Source organism: Nocardioides sp., assembly GCF_036274455.1.
GTDB lineage: Bacteria > Actinomycetota > Actinomycetes > Propionibacteriales > Nocardioidaceae > Nocardioides.
Genome location: NZ_DASUFR010000082.1, coordinates 44,919 through 64,137 on the forward strand (window position 1 = coordinate 44,919; position 19,219 = coordinate 64,137).

Genomic DNA, 19,219 nt, shown 5'->3' on the forward strand with positions numbered 1-19,219 from the left:
CAAGTGCCTCAGTGTGGGTCCAGCAGCAGGCCCAGGGCGATGCCGTACGCGAGGTGGGCGGTCATGGCGACGAGGGGCGTCTGCGGGCCGTAGTTGAGACCGAGAAGTCCTGGCGGCTCCAGCACGGCGGTTGCCTCGGGACCCGCGCGGGTGGAGGCCATCCGCGGATGGATGCCCGCCAGCGTGGGGAGGAGGACCATCAGGGCGATTGCGCCGTGCACAGCACCGAAGAGACCACCGAGCCACCAGGTCGCCTCTCCGAGGAGTGCGAAGGCCGCGCCGTAGCCGAGAGCGAAGGCCTGCCCTACGAGAAGGTGGATCAAGAAGCCCGCGACACGGGCTTTGTCGGGATCCGGGGTCACCACGGTGCCGAGGACCAGAGGCAGGTCAAGGCGACTGAGGCCGCCCAGCTGGGCTGCGATCATCACTGCGGTCAGGACAGCGGTGGCCAACAGCCCGAACAACGCCCAGCCCGCCCAGTCCACCTCAACCCTCCGGAAGGGGGAGAGTGCAGGTCGGACCCGAGCCAACCGCGGTCAGCGGCACGCAGATGGCCGGCCACAGCTTCGCGTAGATCGTCATCGCTTCACCTGACCGAGGTGTCGTCGCATCGAGGATCGAGCTCCTCCGCTCAGAATGCCGGGCGATGGTTCCTCGAGTCGCCGGCACCGATCGGCTGTCAAGGTGCGGCATTGGTTGCCGGAGACGGGCAACGCAGACGCGACCGTCGACGAACGTCGGGCGTACGCCCAGGCGGGCCGGCTCAGTCGATGCCGACCACCAGCGCAGGGCGGTGCCGCAGCGTGTTCGACACGTAGCAGAGAGGTTCGGCTTCTGAGAGCAGCCCTTCGAGCACAGCACGAGGGGTGTCCGATGTGATCGTTGCTGCGATTCGTTCGAACTCGAGGCCCTTGTAGCTTCCGACGACCCTCACCTCGAGGTCGAGCAGCTCGATGCCACGCTTCCTGGCGACGAACGCCATTGACAGGGCGATGCAGGAGGCGAACGACGCCAGCAGGAGGTCGGTCGGCTGTGGCCCGGTGTTGGTGCCACCGTGGGCCTCTGGTTCGTCGACGACGACCTCGAAGCCGTTCATGTCGGAGACGGCTCGCATCCCACCGGTCCACCGGGTGGTCACCATGCGGTCGGCCAAGGCGTTCCCCTGTCACGTCGCCCTGTCGGATGAAGTGGACGGGTCGGCTGCCAGGGCCCGCACAGCCGCGCGGAAGCATCCGGCGGGAGCCGTGGCCACCCCGGCCCCGATCTGGCCGACCCCCGAGCTCGCGTGCAGGATTCCGGTGGTGACCTTGGGCGTCGTGTCCAGGTCGACCACCCGTCGTACGTCGACCCCGACCGGGGTTCCCCGGTAGTTCGAGGTGGGTAGCTTGAAGCGTGTGCTCCTCGCAACGCAGATGGACGCCATGCGATCGGTCATCCTGACCGCATCGGCCATCCCGCCGGGCAAGAAGCCGGCGACCGCTGGTGAGCCCGCCGCGGCCGCGCCGCCCAGCCCCACCAGCTCGAGGATCGCGCTGTCGCCGATGTCGGGAGCGCTCGTCTCGGGTCCGAAGTCGGGGTAGTACATCGCTTCTTCGACGGCCGGGGCCGCGCTGGTGAAGACCTCGTCAGAGCCCGCCAGCCGGATGCCGTACGACGTTCCGTTGCGGCACATCATCGTGACGATGCTCGATCCCTCGACCTGCTCAGCCCACATCGCTGCGGCCTTCGCAGCTGCCATCGCCAGGTTCAGGAAGAACAGGTGGTTCCCTGACAGGTAGTGCGCCAGCTCCACCCGTCCTGGGGCGGGGAGATCCGCGATCTGCGGGAGCAGGTTGCGGATCAGCAGGTTGGTCGTGCCCTGCGTCCGCATGTGCACGTCGTCACCGATCTGAACCCCCTGGGCAGCGAGAGCGAAGATGTCGATCGGGCCCGAGGATTCGAGGATGCTGCTCAGCATCGGCCCCGCGACCGCACGCAGGAACTCGAGCCTGGCGATGGCCGCCGGCGTATCGCGGCCGAACCATGCCGTCTCGCCTGGTCCCTGGTTGATCGGTGCGAAGGCGCGAGTCCCACCGTCGCGGTTGTCGACTGCGAACACCGGTGCCGACGGACCGATCGCACTCGCCATGGGCATTACGGTGTCGTGTTGGTATGCCGGCCGGAGCGTCACCGCGCCGTCGGAGAGGATCAGGTCCGCCTCCTCCACGGACCCGGCCCACCCTTCGGCAACGGTCGCGGCCCGCATCGAGCGGCGGAGGGGATCGCAGACGTCCGCCCACTCGACGGCTGGACCGCAGTGCAGCAGTGTTCGGTCGGGCAGCCCCGGGACCAGGCTCTCGGCCGGCCCGATGCCCACCAGGAGTGCGACGCTCTCGTCCAGTCTCCGCACTGCCTCGCTGTTGGCCTTGTCGATGCCGGCCGCGCGCGGCCCGTAGAGCCGTTCCAGGTCGCCGACGAGGTCCAGCCGTCCGTCGGCCGGTATCCGCCAGTCGACGTTCTCCACTGAGGCGGCCTGGTCCCGCACTGCGTCGGCGAACAACGAAAGGCCCACGTTGACCACGGCCACCTCGTCCGGCAGCGCGATCGCGCGGGTTGGATCAGCCATGGGTACCCTCCACTTCTCCGGTCGTGCACCTGGCTCGGTCGAGCAGTTCCTCCTCGGCCCGGTCGAGCACCTGACGACGCTGCCGCACGACGTCGGCAAGGTCATCGGCGTCCTGCTCGCACTGGCGGATCATCGACGCGACCGCGCTCGGGGCCGCACCACCTGTGCCCTTGCGGCTCTCGATGATCACGCGGGGGTCGAGAGCCGAGGTCAGGTCCATGGCTGCGAGTCCCCAGGGCTTCCCCGTCTCGGCAGTGGCAGCCTCATCGAGCATCACGCCGGTGATGTCTCGGCCGGCGATGCCGTGCCTGCTGGCTTCGCGCACTGCCCTGCCGACGACCTCATAGGCGCTGCGATAGTCGACGCCGCAACGCTGGACGATGAACTCGCTGAGGTCGGTGGCTTGGGTATAGCCCGCGTCGAGCCCGTCGGCCATCCGTTCCGCGTTGACGTGCAGGGTGCGCACGACCCCGGTCATCAGACGCGTGACACGGATCGCGAGGTCCAGCGCCCGCGGCACCTCGCCGTAGGCGAAGATCAGGTTGTCGCTCCGCGCGGACGGGCTCTTGGCGACCGCGAGGAACCCGGTCAGGCGCCCGATCAGCACCCCCGATGCTCCACGCACGATCGACAGCGAGTATGGGTTGCGCTTCTGCGGCATCAGGATGCTCGACCGGGTGTAGGCGTCCGCGAGATCCACGAAGTCGAACTCGCTGCTCGACCAGATCTCGAGGTCTTCGGCGAGCTTGCTCTGCGTGGACAGCAGGCTGGCCGCGCTGGCCAGGACGTGGATGAACCCGTCGATCTCCCACATCGCGTCGCGCGTGTGTTCGATGACCTCGTCGAAGCCCAGGGCAGCCGCGACGAACCCTCGATCGTCGAGGAGACGGGTTCCGTTGACGCAGCCGGCCCCGGCGGGACTGCGGTTGATGTCGTCGAACTCGCCCAGCAGTCGATGGGCGTCTCGTATGACGGGGTAGACGAACGACAACACGTAGTGGCCGAAGGTCGACGGCTGGGCCTGTTGCAGGTAGGTCTGGTCCGGCATCAACGTGTCGATGTTCCGGGCGGCGAGCGCAGTGGTCTGGCGGGCCAGCTGCACCACCGCCTCGACGAGCTCGAGGAGCCGATCCCGGACGTGGATCCGCAACGCGATCCGGGCTGCTTCCCGTCGTGGCCGGCCGGCATGGAGCCACCCCGCAACCTTGCCGAGTCGCTGGACGAAGAAGTGCTCGCGGGAGTTGTAGGGCTCACCGAACGAGGGGTCGTACGGGAAGTCCTCGGCCGGCATCTGCTGCACCTCGAGCAGCAGGCGCAGCAGGTCACGGGCCGCTGGTGCCGGGACGATCTCGCGTCGCAGCAGGTCCAGCACGTGTGCCAGGTCGGCGAGGTTCAAGCCCCCATGGAGGAAGGGTGCATCCGCACTCTCCAGGGCGAACCCGCTGTCGATGAGTTCCTGCGACGGCCCAGCCTGAGGTGGGCCGCTGCGTCGGATCGGCGGCGTCATGAGCTGCCTCCCATCAGGACGGCGAGCGCTGCGGCAACTCCTCCGGTGTGCCAGAACACCGCCGGGGTCTCGGCGCCGGCGGTCAGCATTGCCCGGAACAGGCTCATGGCCTTCGCCCCGTAGTAGTCGTCGAGCAACAGCCCCTCGTGGGCCAGCGCCAGGTGGGAGCTGACCCGATCCTCGTCCGAGGTGAGACCGAAACCCGGGCCCCGACAGTCACGGACGTCGACCTGGTCCCCGCACGGCTCGTCAAGACCCATCGACGCTGCACATGCCCGCGCAAGTCGGAGGACCCGCTCCGCCATCGGTTGAGCCGGCCTGCTCACGCTGGCGCCGACAACCCGCCATCGTTGCCCGAACCCGACTGTGCCGGCGACCAGCCCCGCTTGGGTTCCGCCGGAGCCGGTCGCCAGCACCACCGTCCGTGCGGAGACGTCGGCTGCCTGGCACTGCTCGGCGAGCTCCCTCGCTGCCAGGGCGTACCCGAGGCCGCCAGTCGCCGTCGCACCGCCCCGCGGGACCGCGTAAGGGCGCCGTCCTCGTGCGCGAAGCAGGCTTGCATGCTCGAGGACGGCGTCATCGAGCTGGTCGCGCGTCTCGACGGCGCCGAAGAGCAGGTGCGCACCCGCCGCGCGCGCCAGCTCGACGTTCGGTGCCGGAGCCGAGAGCGGGGCGCCGGGGAAGAGCAGTTCACAGTCCATCCCGACCACACGCGCAGCCATCGCCGCAGCTGCACAGAAGTTCGATGACGGGCTGCCGGCCGCGACGAATGTGTCGGCACCCTCGTCCACGGCAGCGCCGATCAGGAACTCCAGGGCCCGCGCCTTGTTGCCGGCGATGCCGAAGCCAGTCAGGTCATCTCGCTTGATGAAGATCGGCCCGGCATCGAGAGCACGCTCCAGCCGCGTGGCGCGCACCAAGGGCGTCGGCAGGAGTGCAAGCTCGATCCGAGGGAGGCTCATGCCCATGCCTCCGGCTCCGACGACCGGGCCTGCCGCGCGCGGTCGACCACCGCGTCGACCATGATGCCGGCGTCGCCGACCTCCCAGCTGATCCACGCATCTCGATCGTGCTCCGTGGCCTCACCGGCGGCGACCAATGCGTCGAACACGTGGTGGACGTCGCGTGATCCGGGTGCAAGGACATCGTGCATGAGGCGCTGGGCACTGTGCTTGCCGATCCTCGTGGTCAACCCGGCGAGGATGCGCTCGGACGCCGGCTGGTCGCCGTGACCGTCCAGGTTGCTCCGCATCGCTTCGACATCGACGATCAGACCGGACAGCAGACGGAGGCCAGTTTCGAGAGCAGCGCCGGTCAGTAGGCAGACCTCGGGGAGGGCGATCCACTCGGCCTTCCACCCGCGCCCGTCGCGTTCGTGCCCGACGACCATCCCTTCGGTGAGCACCTGGGCGTTGGCCCTCACCAGCCGCGCCAGGGTGTCAAGGTGTTCGCCGCCTTCGGGATTGCGCTTGTGAGGCATCGTGATGCTCCCGACCGTGTCCTCCGTGGTCGGCTCGCGCAGCTCGCCGATCTCCGGACGTTGCAGCTCGTAGACCTCGTTGCCGATCCGGGCCAAGGTTGCGCAGATCGTGGCCAGCAGCGCGCCGAACTCCGCGATCCGATCCCTCGATGTCAGCCACGAGATGGGCGGCTCGGAGAGTCCCAGCCCAGCACAGAACTCGGCGCGCAGCTGGACGCCGTACGGCGCGAAGAACCCCAACGTGCCCACTGCTCCACCGAGCTGGCCGACCAGCCATCGCGGCCGTCCCTCCAGGAGGCGCTGGAGATGGCGCCGGACCTCGTCGGCCCAGGACGCGACCTTGAAGCCGAAGGTGATCGGCGAGCCCGGCTGGCCGTGAGTCCGTCCGACCATGAGCGTGTCGCGATGCTCGACGGCCATGGCCAACAGCACGTCCTCGATCGCGCGCAGGTCTCTCCACAGCACTGACCCGACGTCGCGCATCACCAGGGCGAACCAGGTGTCGGTGACGTCCTGGACCGTGGCGCCCACGAAGACGTGCTCTCGGGCCTCGTCGGGGAGGACCTGCTGGAGCGCGCGGATCAGGCCCAGCATCGAGTGGGAGGTGCGCCGGGTCTCGCTGGCCACGAGCTCCAGGTCGAGCTGCGATGCGCGCGCGTTGAGGGCGATCTGCGCCGCCGCCTCGGAGGGAATGATGCCGAGTCGCGCCTGGGCCGCGGCGAGGGCGACGAGGATGTCGAGCCAGCTCTGCAGTCGTGCGCGTTCCTCGAAGACCTCGGCCAGCTCGTGGGTTCCCCAGAGGTGGCCGTACTGCTGCGACTCGCTCAGGCGGGTGCCCACATCGGCTCCCACTCGCGGGTCAGGATCGTCAGTGCCTCGGAGACCTGGCTCAGGGTGGCGCCCCACGGCACGATCACGCGGTCGTCGTCGACCTCGAGGTCGGTCTCGAGCAGGCAGCACTTGGCGAGGACCGCCCCAGTGCCACCGACCCTCTTGCGCGGGCAGATGTCGACCTGCTCGGCGCGCTCGCCGTAGAACCACTCGTGGATCTGCTGGGACCGCTCACATCCGACCAGCGTCCACTCTCGCCGGTCAGGACGTTCGTCCAGGTAGTCGGTGGTCGCCCCCTGGATCGAGACGCCACCCCCACGGCAGGGCAGGAGGTAGTTCGCAGACGTCCGGGACCGCGCCAGCTGGTCGAGCTCGACGGCGTCGGGAACCAGCTCGATGGGCGGTAGGTGCTCGGCGACGTCCAGCACGTGCTGGGCCTGGTCGAGGAGCTTCGGCGGGTACGGCGGCACCACCTCTCGAACCGTCACCCGAAGCGGAGCGGGGTCGATGATGAAGCTGACGTGGCTGTACCTGCCCTGCACCACGACACCCCGCTTGCCGGGTGCATGGGTCCTGGCTGCCCTGGCCAGGGCGCCCGGGATGGACGTGTCCACGTCCGGCTCCTCGAGGTAGACGCACTCGGAGGCGTCGACGAGGAGCCGAAGAGCCGTGATGGGCGAGAACAGTGGGTCCCACGACGCCTTCTGCACGGCGACGAGGGCCGTCTCGGCACCGTTGCGGACCACGATGAACCGGGTGCGGCGGTAGGCCTCGAGCCCGAGGAAGTGCCGACGGAGCGATGCTTCGTCGAGCTCGCAGCCGACCGAGGCCACGGCGACCCCCCGATAGGCGCCGGGAACGACGTTCGTCCCCGACGCGTTGAGCGCCTCCCTCCGCTCGGTCACGCCGGCAGCCGTCGCCGGGCGCCGTCGAAGGTGTCGGCGCGCAGTCCCAGCCGCAACGTCTCCAGAGCCAGGGCGTCGTCAGTCGCGATGTTGGCGAGGTTGACCTCGGGACCGAACGTGCGGATCAGCCAGGCCTGCTGGTCCTTCCGGGGGGCCTCGAAGAGGAGCCGGTCGACTCCACCGCCACGGACTGCGGCGGCGACGGCGTCGGTGCGGATCGAGCCGTCGTTCCGGTAGATCCCGGCCGTCCCGCTCTCCCGGCCCTCGGTGATCACCCAGCGGGCTCCGGCGGCGAGGTCACCGGCCACCTCATGGGTCCACTGCTCGGCGGTGAGCACCTGCTCGGGGTTCTTCCTCCCGACCTCCGAGATCACGACGAAAAGCTGCGCGGCCCGTCGGAGAAGCTCGTGCTTCTCGGTCAGGGTCATGGCGGCGACACCGCGAGAAACCTCGACGCTGTCGATCCCGACGTCGGCAGCCCAGTCCAGGCACTGCTGCACCTTGCCCTGGACCCAGGACACCTCGAGGAGCGTCCCGCCCAAGCAGGAGCGGATCCCGTAGGTCCTCAGCAGCTCCAGCTTCGCGGGCAGCGCCTTGTCCAGGTAGGCCGTGCCCCAGCCGAACTTCCAGATGTCCACGTGGGGTGCCCCCGCGGCCAGCGCCGACCGAGCCGCCTCCAGGGTCAGCCCCTTGTCCAGCACATGGGTCAGGCCCACCGTTCTGGGCTTGGGGCTGCGCTCCGGCAGGGCGAGGAACGCGGGAGAGCTCATATTGCCTATACTATACAGATCATTCACTTTCCGACAGGTCGGCCGTTGGGTCGGCACTCACCAACCTGTGGAGGATGTCCATGAGCACCGGTGGGATGGGCGAGCGCGAGCTGGCCGAGCTGGCGGGCTTCCTGCAGTCGCACCCGGCTCTGAGGGCGAAGAACGAGATCAAGCTCGTCAGCGAGGTCCTGGGCGCTGCCAGCTGGGTCCACGGCCCAGGAGACGACGGCGCGGTGGTGGGTCCCCCCGCCGGGTCCTCGCCACTCGGCGGGGACGGCGAGCACGTCATCGCCTGCGGCGAGGCTCTGCTTCCGGCGTTCGTCGCCGCCGACCCCTACGGCGCCGGCATCGCAGCGGTGCTGGCCAATGTCAACGACCTGGCCGCGATGGGCGCCGTTCCCCAAGCGATCGTCGACACGATCGTCGGTAGCCCTGAGCTGGCCCGCGAGACGTTGCGCGGCATGAGCGACGCTTGCGGGTGGTACGACGTGGTGCTGGCCGGTGGGCACCTGACCTTGCACGACGGCGCTCCGGCAGTCTCTGCCTTCGGGGTGGGTCGAGCCGCGGCAGTCCTGTCCACCACCAACGTCGCTCCGGGTCAGTCGCTGATCGCGGCCGCCTGCACGACGGGGACGTTGCGTCCCGACTTTCCGTTCTTCCGCTCCTTCGAGGAGCGCGTCGGCAGGATGGGCGGCGATGTCCGCGTCCTCGCCTCTCTTGCGGGCTCGGGTGCCTGTGTCGCAGCGAAGGACGTCAGCATGGCCGGGCTCGTCGGCTCGCTGGCGATGTTGCTCGAGTGGAGCCGGCTGGGGGTGACGCTGGACCTGGAACGGCTCCCGGCTCCGGTCGGCCTGTCGATGCAGGACTGGCTGACCTGCTTCCCGGCGTACGCATTCCTGCTCTGCGCGCCCCCGGGGCGCGAGGACGAATGCCTCTCGGCGTTCCAGACCCGGGGCCTCGAGGCTGCGGTGGTGGGTGTGGTCGACGAGTCCGGGCTGCTGGCGTTGCGCTCGGGACGCTCTCAGGCCACCGTGATCGACCTCCGCCTCCGAGAGGTCACTGGCCTCGCTCGTTGACCCCATCCTCGAGCCTCTTCACCAGCGCCAGGGCCTCGCTCCGGCTCGGCAGGACGATGCGCATGGGCTGGTGGGGGAGTCCCGCATAGAGCTCGGTCCCCCCCGTGCGGGTCCAGCCGAGCCGCTCGAAGAAGTCGACGTTCGGGAGCTGTATGTGGGCGGTCATGACCCGGCCACCGAGCGTGGCCGCGGTCGCAACCGCGCATCGGACCAGCGGAGCTCCCACGCCGCGGGTGCGGTACGGCGCGAGCACAGCCAGCCGGTCGCCCTGCCACGTGCCCGCAGCCGGGTCGAGCTGGAACAGCCGGACGGTGCCCACGACGACTTCGTCGCAGTAGGCGATCAGTGCGACAGTGGATCGGTCCCGATCGTGCTTGTCGAGGTCCGAGTCGCCGAACACCCCCTGCTCGTCGACGAAGACCTGGTGACGGATGGCGAGGTGGTCGGCGCGCTCGCTGGCCGTTCGAGCGCGTGTGCACACGATCCCGGTCCGGGCCGCGAGGGCGGGCGCTTCGAGCCCCCGGTCAGCCTGCATGCGACGTCTGCGCGGGGGGCTTGCCGATCTGGAGGAGCGCCTGGACGCTCTGCAGGCCCGAGCACGCCTGGCAGCGGGCACAGCCGGCCTTGGCGATGTCGGAGCCCATGCCGCGCTTGGCCATGTGAGCGGCCACCTTGCGATAGATGCGTTCGGTGTACAGCCGGTCCGGCGGAACGACGTCGGCCATCAGGCTTCCCGCCACCGGCCTGATGGGCACGACGAACGGGAACACGCCGATGTCGATCGCCCGCCGGCAGCCCTCGACGGTGATCTCCGGGTCCTCACCCATGCCGAGGATGACGTAGGTGGAGACCTGGCCTTCACCGAATCGTGCGACGGCGCGCTCCCAGGCCCGGAAGTACTGGTCGATACCGGTCCGAGCCTTTGCGGGCGCGACGCGCGCGAGCACGTCGGGGTCGAAGGACTCGACGTGGATGCCGACCGAGTCGATGCCGAGGTCGGCCACCTCGTCGATGACCTCGAGCTTCCTCGGCGGCTCGAACTGGACCTCGACGGGCAGCGCCGTGGCCTCGCGCACGGCATGTCCGCATCGGGCGACGTAGCGAGCGCCACGGTCGACTCCGTTGGAGCTTCCAGTGGTGAGTGTCGCGTCCACTGCGCCGTCGAGCTCCTTGGCAGCCAGCGCCACCTCGGCGAGCTGCTCCGGGCTCTTCTTGACGATCGTGCGACCGGAGTCCAGCGACACCCCGATCCCACAGAACCTGCACTGGTCGTCGTTGCCCCAGTAGGCGCAGGTCTGGACCACGGTGCTCGCGAACGAGTCCAGGTGCATCAGCCCGATCTTCCAGTACGGAGTCCCATCTGCCGTGCTGAGGTCGTAGAAGCGAGGGCGCTGCTGGGTGGAGGCGCCAGCCAGTCTCCGATCGCCCTCGAAGATCGCGTAGCCGTCGTCCTCGGCCCTCAGCGCATAGGGCGAGTCGGCTGCGGCGGCATTGTCGGTCGGGACCGTCAGGGGGAAGCCGCCCACCCACAGCATGCCGGAGTCGGATGGACCGGCGCCCCCGATCCGACGCTCGAGCGGGACCTCGACCCGAAGGCCACGCGCCTGCAGGTCCACGACCAGCGCTGCCAGCGCCTCGGCTGCCACGCCCGGGGTCGCGGGCGACTCGAGTGATGTGACAGCCGACGACCCAACACCCATGCTCATAGCGCCCTCCGGCATCTGCTCGACAAGACGATCCGGGCCCGGAGCCCGGCGTCCTCACCGGGGCCCTGACGTTTAGTATAGTATACGACAACAGAGTATGCGATACGTCTGACTGCGAGCGTGGTCGTGCTCGCGAGACCCGACATCCATGGAGGGAGGGGTCCGCGTGACTGTCGCCATCAGGCTCTTCCACGACACCTACGTCGACTCGGTCGTCCAGCTCCGCGGGATGCGAGCGATGCGCGACGTCGACGGTGTCGACTGGGCGAACGCGACCATGGCAACGCCGGCGAACGTCGAGACGCTTCGAGGCGAAGGTGTCGATCCGGCACAGCTGGCCGATGCGGGTGCCAACGACTTCGTCCTCGTCGTCCGGGCCGCCACGGACTCGATCGCCGCCCAGGCGCTGGCCGCCGGCGAGTCGGCAGCCGCTTCGACAGGCTCGGCTCCCAGCGAGGTCGGTCGGCGGGATGCGCCATCGTCGCTGCGGGACGCGGTGCTGGCACAGCCACGGTCGAACGTCGCGGTGGTCTCGGTGCCGGGGGACTACGCGGCCCTGGCGGCCCACGAGGCCCTGTCGGAGAACCTCAGCGTGCTCCTGTTCAGTGACAACGTGCCCCTCGAGAAGGAGGTGGCACTCAAGGACCACGCGCTCTCACGAGGCCTGCTGATGATGGGGCCGGGCGCCGGAACCGCACTGCTGGGTGGGATCGGGCTGGGCTTCGCCAACGTGGTCACGCCGGGGCCCGTCGGAGTCGTCGCTGCGGCGGGCACCGGCGCCCAGGAGGTCATGACGCTGCTCGACCGCTGGGGAGTGGGCGTCAGCCACGTCATCGGTGTCGGCGGCCGCGACCTCTCCTCGGAGGTGGGCGGGCGGATGGCCCGCTCGGCGATCCTGGCGCTGCGCGAGGACCCGGCGACGAAGGTCATCCTCCTCGTCTCCAAGCCACCTGCCCCGGAGGTGGCGGCAACGGTGCTCGGCGCGGCAGGCGACACGCCACTGGTCGCCGCCCTGATCGGACTGGACCCGGAGTTCCGCGCGCCTCCCGGAGTCGTCCTCGCCGACACCCTGGAGTCAGGCGTGACCGCGACGCTCACGGCGTTGCGGGTCACCGCGCCGGACACGGCTGGGACGGCGGGGCCGTCGCTGGAGGAGGCTCGGGCCAGGCTGACGCCGGGTCGCCGCCTGATCCGGGGCCTGTTCTCCGGTGGCACGCTCTGCTATGAGTCCCTGGTCATCCTGGGTCGCACCATCGGGGAGGTGCGCTCCAACACGCCGATCACGCCGGGGTGGGGCCTACCGGCGCCGGCCGGGTCCCACCTGTGCCTGGACCTCGGCGAGGAGGAGTACACGCGCGGCCGACCACACCCGATGATCGACGCCGCGGCGCGGCTGGAGCTCGTGCGCGAGCACGCAGCCGATGCGCAGGTCGCGGTGATCCTCCTCGACGTGGTCCTGGGCCACGGTGCGGACCCGGACCCCGCCAAGACCCTCGCGCCGGCGGCACGAGCCGCGATGACCGACGGTGGTCCCCAGGTCGTCGCCTACGTCCTCGGCACCGAGCAGGACCCCCAGGGCTACCGGGCCCAGTGCGACTCCCTGGTGCAGGCTGGTTGCATCGTCACCGAGACCGCAGCGAGGGCCTCTCTCGTCGCGGCTGCGATCGCCACCGGCGACCCGAGCCTGGCGAGGATCCGGCTGTGAACCCAGTCCCCGCGCGAGCCGACGGACCTCGAGTGGCGCTGGTGACCTACTCGACGAAGGCCCGGGGCGGCGTCGTGCACACGCTGTCACTCGCAGACGCGATGGCGGACCGAGCGATGCAGGTTCGCGTCGTCGCGCTCGGCAACCCCGGTGAGGGCTTCTTCCGATCCGTCCGCGCGCCGTACTCGCTGGTCCTCCCATCTCCTCCCGCTGACACCCTGGAAGGGCGGGTCTTCGCCTCGATCGACGATCTCGAGGAGGGGCTGTCGAGGATCGCCGACGAGGTGGACATCATCCACACGCAGGACTGCATCTCGGCGCGCGCCGCTGCGCGGGTCCGAGACGCCGGCGCCCGCGTACGCGTGGTGCGCACCGTGCACCACGTCGACGACTTCACCTCGGCGGCCCTGGTCACCTGTCAGCGCAAGGCCATCGACGAACCGGACCAGCTGGTGGTCGTGAGCGAGGACTGGCGCAACCGGCTGAAGGCGGACTACGGAGTCGACGCCGTGGTCATCCACAACGGCGTCGACGCGGACCGGTTCACTCCGATCGACCCGGGACGGCGCGCCGCACGACGACAGGGCGCCGGGGTGGCCGACCGCTTCATGTTCCTGTCGGTGGGCGGGATCGAACCACGCAAGGGCAGCGCGTTCCTCATGGAGGCGATGGCCATCCTCAAGCAGAACCTCGATCCTTCGCCCGTCCTCGTGGTCGTCGGGGGACACACGTTCCAGGACTACACCCGATATCGCGACGACGTCCTCGCGGCGCTGCCCGGCCTGGGGCTGCACCTCGGCCGCGATGTCGTCCTTGCCGGCTCGGTCAGCGATGCCGAGCTCCACGAGTGGTACCGGAGCGCAGACGCGCTCGTCTTCCCCTCGGTCAAGGAGGGCTGGGGGCTTGCCGTCCTCGAGGCGATGGCGGCCGACCTCCCCGTGGTGTCCAGTGACATCGCTGTGCTGCGTGAGTACCTCACGCCGGACCGGACGGCTGTGATGACCCGGGTCGGAAGCCCGGAGTCGTTGGCGGCCGGGATGCGCAGGCTCGTGACGGACCCGGCACTGCGCCAGACCTTGGTCCGGGGCGGTCGTGACCTGCTCCCTGCCTTCACCTGGCAGCGCGCCGCCGGGGAGCACGCCAGTCTGTACGCGCAGCTGGCGTCGTGACACGTCTGGTGGTCTTTGGCGCCCAGCCACTCACCATGGTTGAATTTCGTTCACTGAACTGAATGTCGCGACGCTCGGGGATAGAGGATATGGCCAAGACCAAACGCCGCACCAAAGCGAACTCGGTCCCGACGAAGGGGCAGGTCGACGCCATCGTCGGCTCGATCGGTCCGAAGGTGAAGATGCTCCGTCAGGAGCAGCGGCTCTCGCTGCAACAGCTCGCGGTCAAGGCGGAGGTGTCGGCCGCGGCGATCCACAAGATCGAGCGGAACGACATGGTCCCCACGATCACCACACTGCTGAAGGTCGCAGCGGCTCTGGACCGCCCGGTGGCCTTCTTCGTCGAGGAGGACGGTGCGCCCCCCGACTCGGTCGTGTTCACGCCGGCGTCGCAACGGCCGACCCAGGCGGCCCGGCACGAAGGGCTGACCCTGGCGGGTGTGTCCGGCCCTCGCGCCCTGTTCCGCACGACAGCTGCGTTCGCCACGGTCTCTCCGGGCGCCACCAGCGGTGAGAAGCCGCTGGTCCATGCAGGGGAGGAGCTGGTCGTCATGCTCGAGGGCACCCTCGTCTTCGACTTCGCGGGCACCCAGCACGAGCTCGGCGTGGGCGACTCGCTCCACTTCCTGGGCGATCAACCCCACCACTGGCACAACCCGGGCGACGTCGACGCGCACGCCCTGTGGATCGCGCTGCGCGACGGCTGACTCGCGCGGACCGGCACGCGCCGTGCCGGCCTCGCCAACTTGCCAGTGACCGGCAGGCGGGCCGGCCCAGACCTGCCGTCTGCAGCCGTGTCCCAACCTCTCACGGCTGCCTACCGTCGGGCCAGGAGCCGGGTGAGGGAGTCCGCCGGCGTGGCGCATGAGGAGCCCGAGGTGACCATGAAGCCAGTCGTCAAGTCAGTGACCGCATATCCGCCACTCGAGTGCGTCGATGACGTCGATGTCGTCGAGGGTGTGGCCACGCTCCGGGTGATGGGATGTCGAGGCGGGTGTGGTTTCGGTGCGGAGACGGCGACCGAGCCACACCACCGCATCCTGATGGGGATCGAGACCGACCTTGACGTGCTCCTGGAGCTCTTCGAGCTGGCGGTGACGTGGCCGGAGCTGGAGTACGCCGAGTCGCCCGTCATTGCTCCAGAGGCCTGGATGCAGTTCTTCGAGCGCCACCGCTGGTCGGATCCGGACCGTGCAGAGCGGATCTTCAGCCTCGCGACGGACATCGCCATGATCGCGGCCCGGGCGGCCCGGCACGGTCAGGGACCCCCGAGATCCACCTCGCGCCCAACGCCCCGCGCACGTCTTTGATAGTGGATGATCATATCGTATAGTAGAGGCAGGCGTGGCCAGCACACCGGGTGACGGCGTGGCCGAGTGGCTGAGCGTGGTCGGGCCCAACCGGGTGCTCGTGCACGCGAGGCGACGTGCAGGGGAAGGACGCAGCGGATGGCAAACACGATCGTGGTCATCGGTGGGAGTGCTGCCGGCATGGGCGCCGCCGGTGCCGCCAAGCAGGTGGACCCGGACGCCCGTGTGGTCGTCTTCACCGAGCTGCAGGACGTCGCCTACAGCCCGTGCGGGATTCCGTACGTGCACGGCAAGGAGATCGACTCCTTCGACCGGCTGATCCTGCTCGGCAAGGAACACTACGAAGCGCAGGGCTTCGACATCCGCTACGAGACGGTCGTGAGCGCGATCAACCTGGTCGACCGCACCGTGGAGGTTCCCGGGCAGCCCGCTGTCCGCTTCGACCGGCTCGTCATCGGCACCGGCTTCGAGTACGAACGACCCGACATCCCCGGCATCGACCTCGATGGCCTCTACTACGTCAGAGACATCCGCGCGGCGCAACGCTGGGACGAGACCCTCGACACCGTCAAGCGCGCGGTGATCGCTGGAGCCCAGCCGATCGGTGTGGAGATGGCGACCGCACTGGCGCAGCGGGGCATCGAGACACACCTGGTCGACCCTCACCCCTGGGCCATGGCCGAGATCGCCGATCCAGACATCATGGCTCCCGTCGAGGACTCATGGCGCGAGATGGGCGTGCACGTCCATCTGAACACCGAGGTCAAGGCCTTCCTGGGCACGGAGCGGGTGCACGCCGTCGCGACCTCCGACGGCGACATCCCCGTCGACATGGTGGTGATCGGCGCGAAGAAGCGGCCGAACAACCACCTGGCCGCGCAGGCGGGCATCAAGCTCGGCTCGACCGGCGGCATCATCGTGGACGAACACATGCAGACCTCGGTGCCAGGTGTCTTCGCCGCCGGTGACTGCGTCGAGGTGCCCCAGGGGACCACCGGGGTGCCGGTCCAGGGCCTGTCCGGCAGCCATGCGTACGCCCAGGGCAAGGTGGCCGGCAGCGGCGCCGCCGGGAAGCTGCGAAGCTACTCGCCCGTCTACGTCCCCTGGGGGCTCGTCGGCGGCAAGTGGATGGTCGGTGGCGTGTCCTTCGGTGAGGCGCTGGCCGGCGCGCTGGGCCTGCCCTTCGTGCTGGGAGTCGCAGAAGGCATCTCCCGCGCGCGCTACTACCCGGACTTCAAGAAGATCCGGGTGAAGCTGCTCGCCGAACCCGGAACGCTGAAGCTGATCGGCGCCCAGCTCGTGGGCGGCGAGGGGGTGAAGGAACGCTGCGACTTCCTCGCGATGGCTGCTCGCAAGGGTCTGACCCTGCACGACATCGCCTGGATGGAGAACGTGTACTCGCCGGCGATCGGCGCGCTGAACGAGCCCATGGCGTTGGCTGCGCAGAACGGCCTCGCGGCCGCGGGCCAAGCATGACCGGCTTCTTCCGGTGGCTCCGGACGAACTCCGAGAGGTATCTGCTCGAGGAGGTCCAGGCGAGTCTGGCCGAGCAGTACCTGGACCGGCCACCGACGGTCGGGCCCCGGACGCCACAGGTGCTCTTCTGGAAACGCGTCTTCGTGCCCATCTACCGGCGGCTCCCCTGGAGGCTGAAGCACTCCATCATCCTGGCGATGCCGGGGAGCCACCGCCGTCACTGGAGCAGCTGACTCGTCGGCTGCCTTGACCCGGGCGGCCCACCGGACAGCACAACAGCGGGGCCGGTCTCGGCCCCGCTGTCGGGATGCGCCCTGGCTGCCCCGGAGGATCGGGTCGCAGTGGCGGTAGCGGCTACATGGTCCAGGTGTTCAGGACAAGTGCCTTCTCCTTCCATGCGGTGATCGCAGCGTCAAGGATGTCCTTGGGGTTGATCGGCTTGACGCCTTCCATCATGTCGATCTCACGCATGCCGTACAGGGCGGCCGCGGAGAACCGGCACGCGTAGGCGTGACCGCCTTCGTCCATGAACCGCTGCAGCAGGTTGTTGTAGTTCAGGTTGCCGGGGAAGCCTTCGTCGCCGACCTTGGGGTAGCCGCGCGTCGCAGCTGCCGCCAGCGACCCGGGACCGAACATCACGAAGTGGGTCTCGAACCCCTTGCGCAGGATCCTGGTCGCGGTCAGGAGGTTGACCAGCGAAGCAGAGCTCTCGAACGGCACGCAGTGGTAGAAGACGAACGCCTTCTGGCCCGGCTCGGCCTGGTGGTCGGGGAAGACCTTGTCCTCGTAGTCGACGATGGCGTCGCCCGTGCTGACCCGTTCACCGACGATGTCAACCATGTGTTGCTCCTCTCAGAGGTTTTGCGCGGATGGTGCCTGGGTGGTGCGTTGGCGCGGTCGAGCGCCCGCCGATCCCCTGGGGGCAGGCTGGGGGTCAGCCGTAGAGAGAATCGAAGTTGCGGCGCAGGATCATGTCGCCGAGCTCCCCGTCCCCGGCGGCGGCCCGAAGCCGGGCCAGCTCGCCGGCGTGGTCGCCCCACGGTTCGTCGCTGGCGAACAGCAGGCGATCGTGACCGATCCCGCGCCGCTCGATCTCCTTCACCAGCCAGCGCGGTGCGAAGCCCACGGCCCAGCTGGTGTCGGTGTAGACCTGCTTGCCGGCCTCGATCCAGTCGAACAGGCGGCTGCCGATCAGCTTGATGTGCGCGCTGACCCCGCCGCCGAGATGTACGAGGTGGATCTTGACGTCGTCGCCGTACCGCTCGACGAGCGAACCGACGGTGTCGATGTCTGATGCGCCCCCGGAGGACGTGTGGACGTGGACCACGAGTCCGTGCTCCCGCGCGGTGTCGAAGATCCGGTCGAGCTGTGGGCGACACGCCTCGTCGTCGGCCCGCCCCCCGAGCAGGAAGCTGGTCTTGAGCACCTTGACGCCCTTCTCGGCGGCGAGCGCGAGGGCGGTGGCGTTGAGCTCGGTGTCCTGAGGTCTGGGTGAGCACCACAACCCGCAGCTGATCCGGTCGTCCTTGGCGACGGCCTCGAGGACGAGCTCGTTGAACGAGAACGACACGGCAGGGTCCGGCACTCCGTAGTTGGGGATGACGAGCGCACGCTCGGTGCCTTCCGCGTCCAGGTCGGCCAAGAGCTCCGCGACGGTGCCGCGTGCCGAGCTGTCCGGGTGGACGGGAGGTCCGCCGTAGAACGGATAGGCCGGAAGAAGGCCGATGTGTCGATGAGCGTCATGTACGAGCGTCGTGGCCATGACGTTTACTATACAACACACACGTATCGGATAATAGAGGCTCGACGATCGCCGACGTGGCGTCATATACTACTGTCGAACGTCTACTATAGTTGATGCATGACGAACCCCATGCCACCTCGGAGACTCAGCTTCGCGGCCGAGGGGCAGCAGCTGTTGCCATGGGCCCGACAAGGCGGGCCGCCGCCGGAGGCCGCGCGATGGAGTGCGGCCGAGGATCGCCTCTATCCCTGGATCATGGTCGATCCCGACCTCTACGAGGCAGCGGTCACTCTGGTCGGCGAGGTCCTCGGCGTGTTGCGGTCCCAGTGCGACAGTTTCGCCGAGCTTTGCAGCATCGATCCTGCCGACGTCCTGCCACACTGTCCGGCCGCTGCGGCCCCGACACCCGGGCTCGACATCGGCGTCGTGCTGGACGCAGCGCGCGCCCATCGTTGGAGAGATCTCGTGGCGGACCAGATCGTTGCTGAACCTGATGACCGGCCCACGAAGGCATAGAGCCGCTCGGCCCACAGCATGCGTTGGGTGCGCGGGTACGGCTTGGGGGTTCTTGTCGCGCGTGTGGATCTGCCATGTACTGGGCCGTGGTGGGGTAGATGGGCGGGGGTGTGCGGGTGAACGGTGAACGGCCCGGGGACGCAGGGTCTGGGGTCGCGCGGGGCTCGGGTGAGGGTGAGGGGTGGCTGCTGCGGGTGGCCGAGCTGGCCAGCCGGGACGCCGGTGGGGTGTCGGCGGAGTTCCTGGGCGACTATCTTCCGATGCTGGCCGAGGCGGCCACGTTCGGTCGGTTCCCGGGGCGGGCCCAGCTCGAGGCGGTGCGGCTGCAGGGTCGCCGGGCGGCCGAGGCCGGGGTGCCGGCGGGTCGGGGGGTGGACCTGTATCTCTCGGCGGCGCGTCGGGTGTGGACCGAGCTTCCG

20 protein-coding genes and 1 pseudogene are annotated in these 19,219 nt (G+C 69.2%); 9 read left to right on the forward strand and 12 right to left on the reverse strand.

All coding sequences use genetic code 11. The annotated features are described in order from the left end of the window. Positions 1–8: 8 nt before the first annotated feature. From VFV89_RS08115 to VFV89_RS08150, 8 genes are all read right to left on the reverse strand, one after another. Positions 9–485 carry a hypothetical protein gene (locus VFV89_RS08115; protein WP_329705417.1) on the reverse strand — a complete coding sequence of 159 codons (477 nt, stop codon included), beginning with the start codon at positions 483–485 and terminating at the stop codon, positions 9–11. A 278-nt stretch (positions 486–763) separates the two neighbouring features. Further along, positions 764–1,153 (reverse strand): OsmC family protein, encoded by a 390-nt coding sequence (locus VFV89_RS08120; RefSeq protein ID WP_329705418.1) that lies wholly within the window; start codon positions 1,151–1,153, stop codon positions 764–766. 12 nt (positions 1,154–1,165) lie between these two features. Further along, positions 1,166–2,605 carry a DUF1116 domain-containing protein gene (locus tag VFV89_RS08125; protein WP_329705419.1) on the reverse strand — a complete coding sequence of 480 codons (1,440 nt, stop codon included), beginning with the start codon at positions 2,603–2,605 and terminating at the stop codon, positions 1,166–1,168. Next, on the reverse strand, positions 2,598–4,112 hold the full coding sequence (locus VFV89_RS08130; RefSeq protein ID WP_329705420.1) for an argininosuccinate lyase: 1,515 nt from the start codon (positions 4,110–4,112) through the stop codon (positions 2,598–2,600). The genes VFV89_RS08125 and VFV89_RS08130 overlap by 8 nt, the downstream gene beginning before the upstream one ends. Then, the gene (locus VFV89_RS08135) at positions 4,109–5,074 is read right to left on the reverse strand and encodes a 1-aminocyclopropane-1-carboxylate deaminase/D-cysteine desulfhydrase (protein WP_329705421.1); all 966 of its coding nucleotides are present in this window, start codon (positions 5,072–5,074) and stop codon (positions 4,109–4,111) included. The genes VFV89_RS08130 and VFV89_RS08135 overlap by 4 nt, the downstream gene beginning before the upstream one ends. Continuing rightward, positions 5,071–6,432 carry an adenylosuccinate lyase family protein gene (locus tag VFV89_RS08140; RefSeq protein WP_329705422.1) on the reverse strand — a complete coding sequence of 454 codons (1,362 nt, stop codon included), beginning with the start codon at positions 6,430–6,432 and terminating at the stop codon, positions 5,071–5,073. The genes VFV89_RS08135 and VFV89_RS08140 overlap by 4 nt, the downstream gene beginning before the upstream one ends. Then, positions 6,417–7,328 (reverse strand): DUF7714 family protein, encoded by a 912-nt coding sequence (locus VFV89_RS08145; protein ID WP_329705423.1) that lies wholly within the window; start codon positions 7,326–7,328, stop codon positions 6,417–6,419. Before VFV89_RS08145 ends, VFV89_RS08140 begins: the two co-directional genes overlap by 16 nt. Further along, the gene (locus tag VFV89_RS08150) at positions 7,325–8,098 is read right to left on the reverse strand and encodes a phosphosulfolactate synthase (RefSeq protein WP_329705424.1); all 774 of its coding nucleotides are present in this window, start codon (positions 8,096–8,098) and stop codon (positions 7,325–7,327) included. The genes VFV89_RS08145 and VFV89_RS08150 overlap by 4 nt, the downstream gene beginning before the upstream one ends. Before the next feature lie 80 nt (positions 8,099–8,178). Between VFV89_RS08150 and VFV89_RS08155 the strand changes: the two genes are divergently transcribed. Then, positions 8,179–9,174, forward strand: a complete 996-nt coding sequence (locus VFV89_RS08155) for an AIR synthase related protein (protein ID WP_329705425.1) — start codon at positions 8,179–8,181, stop codon at positions 9,172–9,174. Here VFV89_RS08155 and VFV89_RS08160 read toward each other — a convergent pair. Together VFV89_RS08160 and VFV89_RS08165 are read right to left on the reverse strand one after the other, a co-directional pair. Further along, positions 9,155–9,709: an MSMEG_0567/Sll0786 family nitrogen starvation N-acetyltransferase gene (locus VFV89_RS08160; RefSeq protein WP_329705426.1), complete on the reverse strand. Its 555-nt coding sequence runs from the start codon at positions 9,707–9,709 to the stop codon at positions 9,155–9,157. The two genes, VFV89_RS08155 and VFV89_RS08160, sit on opposite strands and share 20 nt — an antisense overlap. Beyond that, complete coding sequence (locus VFV89_RS08165; protein ID WP_329705427.1) at positions 9,699–10,820, reverse strand: MSMEG_0568 family radical SAM protein; 1,122 nt, start codon at positions 10,818–10,820, stop codon at positions 9,699–9,701. The genes VFV89_RS08160 and VFV89_RS08165 overlap by 11 nt, the downstream gene beginning before the upstream one ends. Before the next feature lie 226 nt (positions 10,821–11,046). On the opposite strand from VFV89_RS08165, the gene VFV89_RS08170 reads away from it, so the two are divergent. The 6 genes from VFV89_RS08170 to VFV89_RS08195 all read left to right on the forward strand — a co-directional run bounded on the left by VFV89_RS08170 (position 11,047) and on the right by VFV89_RS08195 (position 16,773). Then, complete coding sequence (locus VFV89_RS08170) at positions 11,047–12,585, forward strand: hypothetical protein (protein WP_329705428.1); 1,539 nt, start codon at positions 11,047–11,049, stop codon at positions 12,583–12,585. After that, the gene (locus VFV89_RS08175) at positions 12,582–13,754 is read left to right on the forward strand and encodes an MSMEG_0565 family glycosyltransferase (protein ID WP_329705429.1); all 1,173 of its coding nucleotides are present in this window, start codon (positions 12,582–12,584) and stop codon (positions 13,752–13,754) included. Before VFV89_RS08170 ends, VFV89_RS08175 begins: the two co-directional genes overlap by 4 nt. An 89-nt stretch (positions 13,755–13,843) precedes the next feature. Continuing rightward, positions 13,844–14,461 carry a helix-turn-helix domain-containing protein gene (locus VFV89_RS08180; RefSeq protein ID WP_329705430.1) on the forward strand — a complete coding sequence of 206 codons (618 nt, stop codon included), beginning with the start codon at positions 13,844–13,846 and terminating at the stop codon, positions 14,459–14,461. A gap of 171 nt (positions 14,462–14,632) precedes the next feature. Further along, positions 14,633–15,064, forward strand: coding sequence for a hypothetical protein (locus VFV89_RS08185; RefSeq protein WP_329705431.1), 432 nt, complete (start codon positions 14,633–14,635; stop codon positions 15,062–15,064). A 138-nt stretch (positions 15,065–15,202) separates the two neighbouring features. Then, positions 15,203–16,540: an FAD-dependent oxidoreductase gene (locus tag VFV89_RS08190; RefSeq protein ID WP_329705432.1), complete on the forward strand. Its 1,338-nt coding sequence runs from the start codon at positions 15,203–15,205 to the stop codon at positions 16,538–16,540. Next, entirely contained in the window at positions 16,537–16,773 is a 237-nt protein-coding gene (locus VFV89_RS08195) for a hypothetical protein (protein WP_329705433.1), read from the forward strand. The genes VFV89_RS08190 and VFV89_RS08195 overlap by 4 nt, the downstream gene beginning before the upstream one ends. Positions 16,774–16,894: 121 nt before the next feature. Here the strand turns inward: VFV89_RS08195 and VFV89_RS08200 are convergent, their stop codons facing one another. Together VFV89_RS08200 and VFV89_RS08205 are read right to left on the reverse strand one after the other, a co-directional pair. Beyond that, the gene (locus VFV89_RS08200; RefSeq protein WP_329705434.1) at positions 16,895–17,380 is read right to left on the reverse strand and encodes an MSMEG_0572/Sll0783 family nitrogen starvation response protein; all 486 of its coding nucleotides are present in this window, start codon (positions 17,378–17,380) and stop codon (positions 16,895–16,897) included. 94 nt (positions 17,381–17,474) lie between these two features. Beyond that, complete coding sequence (locus VFV89_RS08205; protein WP_329705435.1) at positions 17,475–18,302, reverse strand: amidohydrolase family protein; 828 nt, start codon at positions 18,300–18,302, stop codon at positions 17,475–17,477. Between the two features lie 99 nt (positions 18,303–18,401). Here VFV89_RS08205 and VFV89_RS08210 point away from each other — a divergent pair, with 99 nt between their 5' ends. Further along, positions 18,402–18,800, forward strand: a complete 399-nt coding sequence (locus tag VFV89_RS08210) for a hypothetical protein (RefSeq protein ID WP_329705436.1) — start codon at positions 18,402–18,404, stop codon at positions 18,798–18,800. A 194-nt stretch (positions 18,801–18,994) separates the two neighbouring features. Then, positions 18,995–19,219 (forward strand): annotated as a pseudogene (locus VFV89_RS08215) (PucR family transcriptional regulator); the annotation flags it as partial.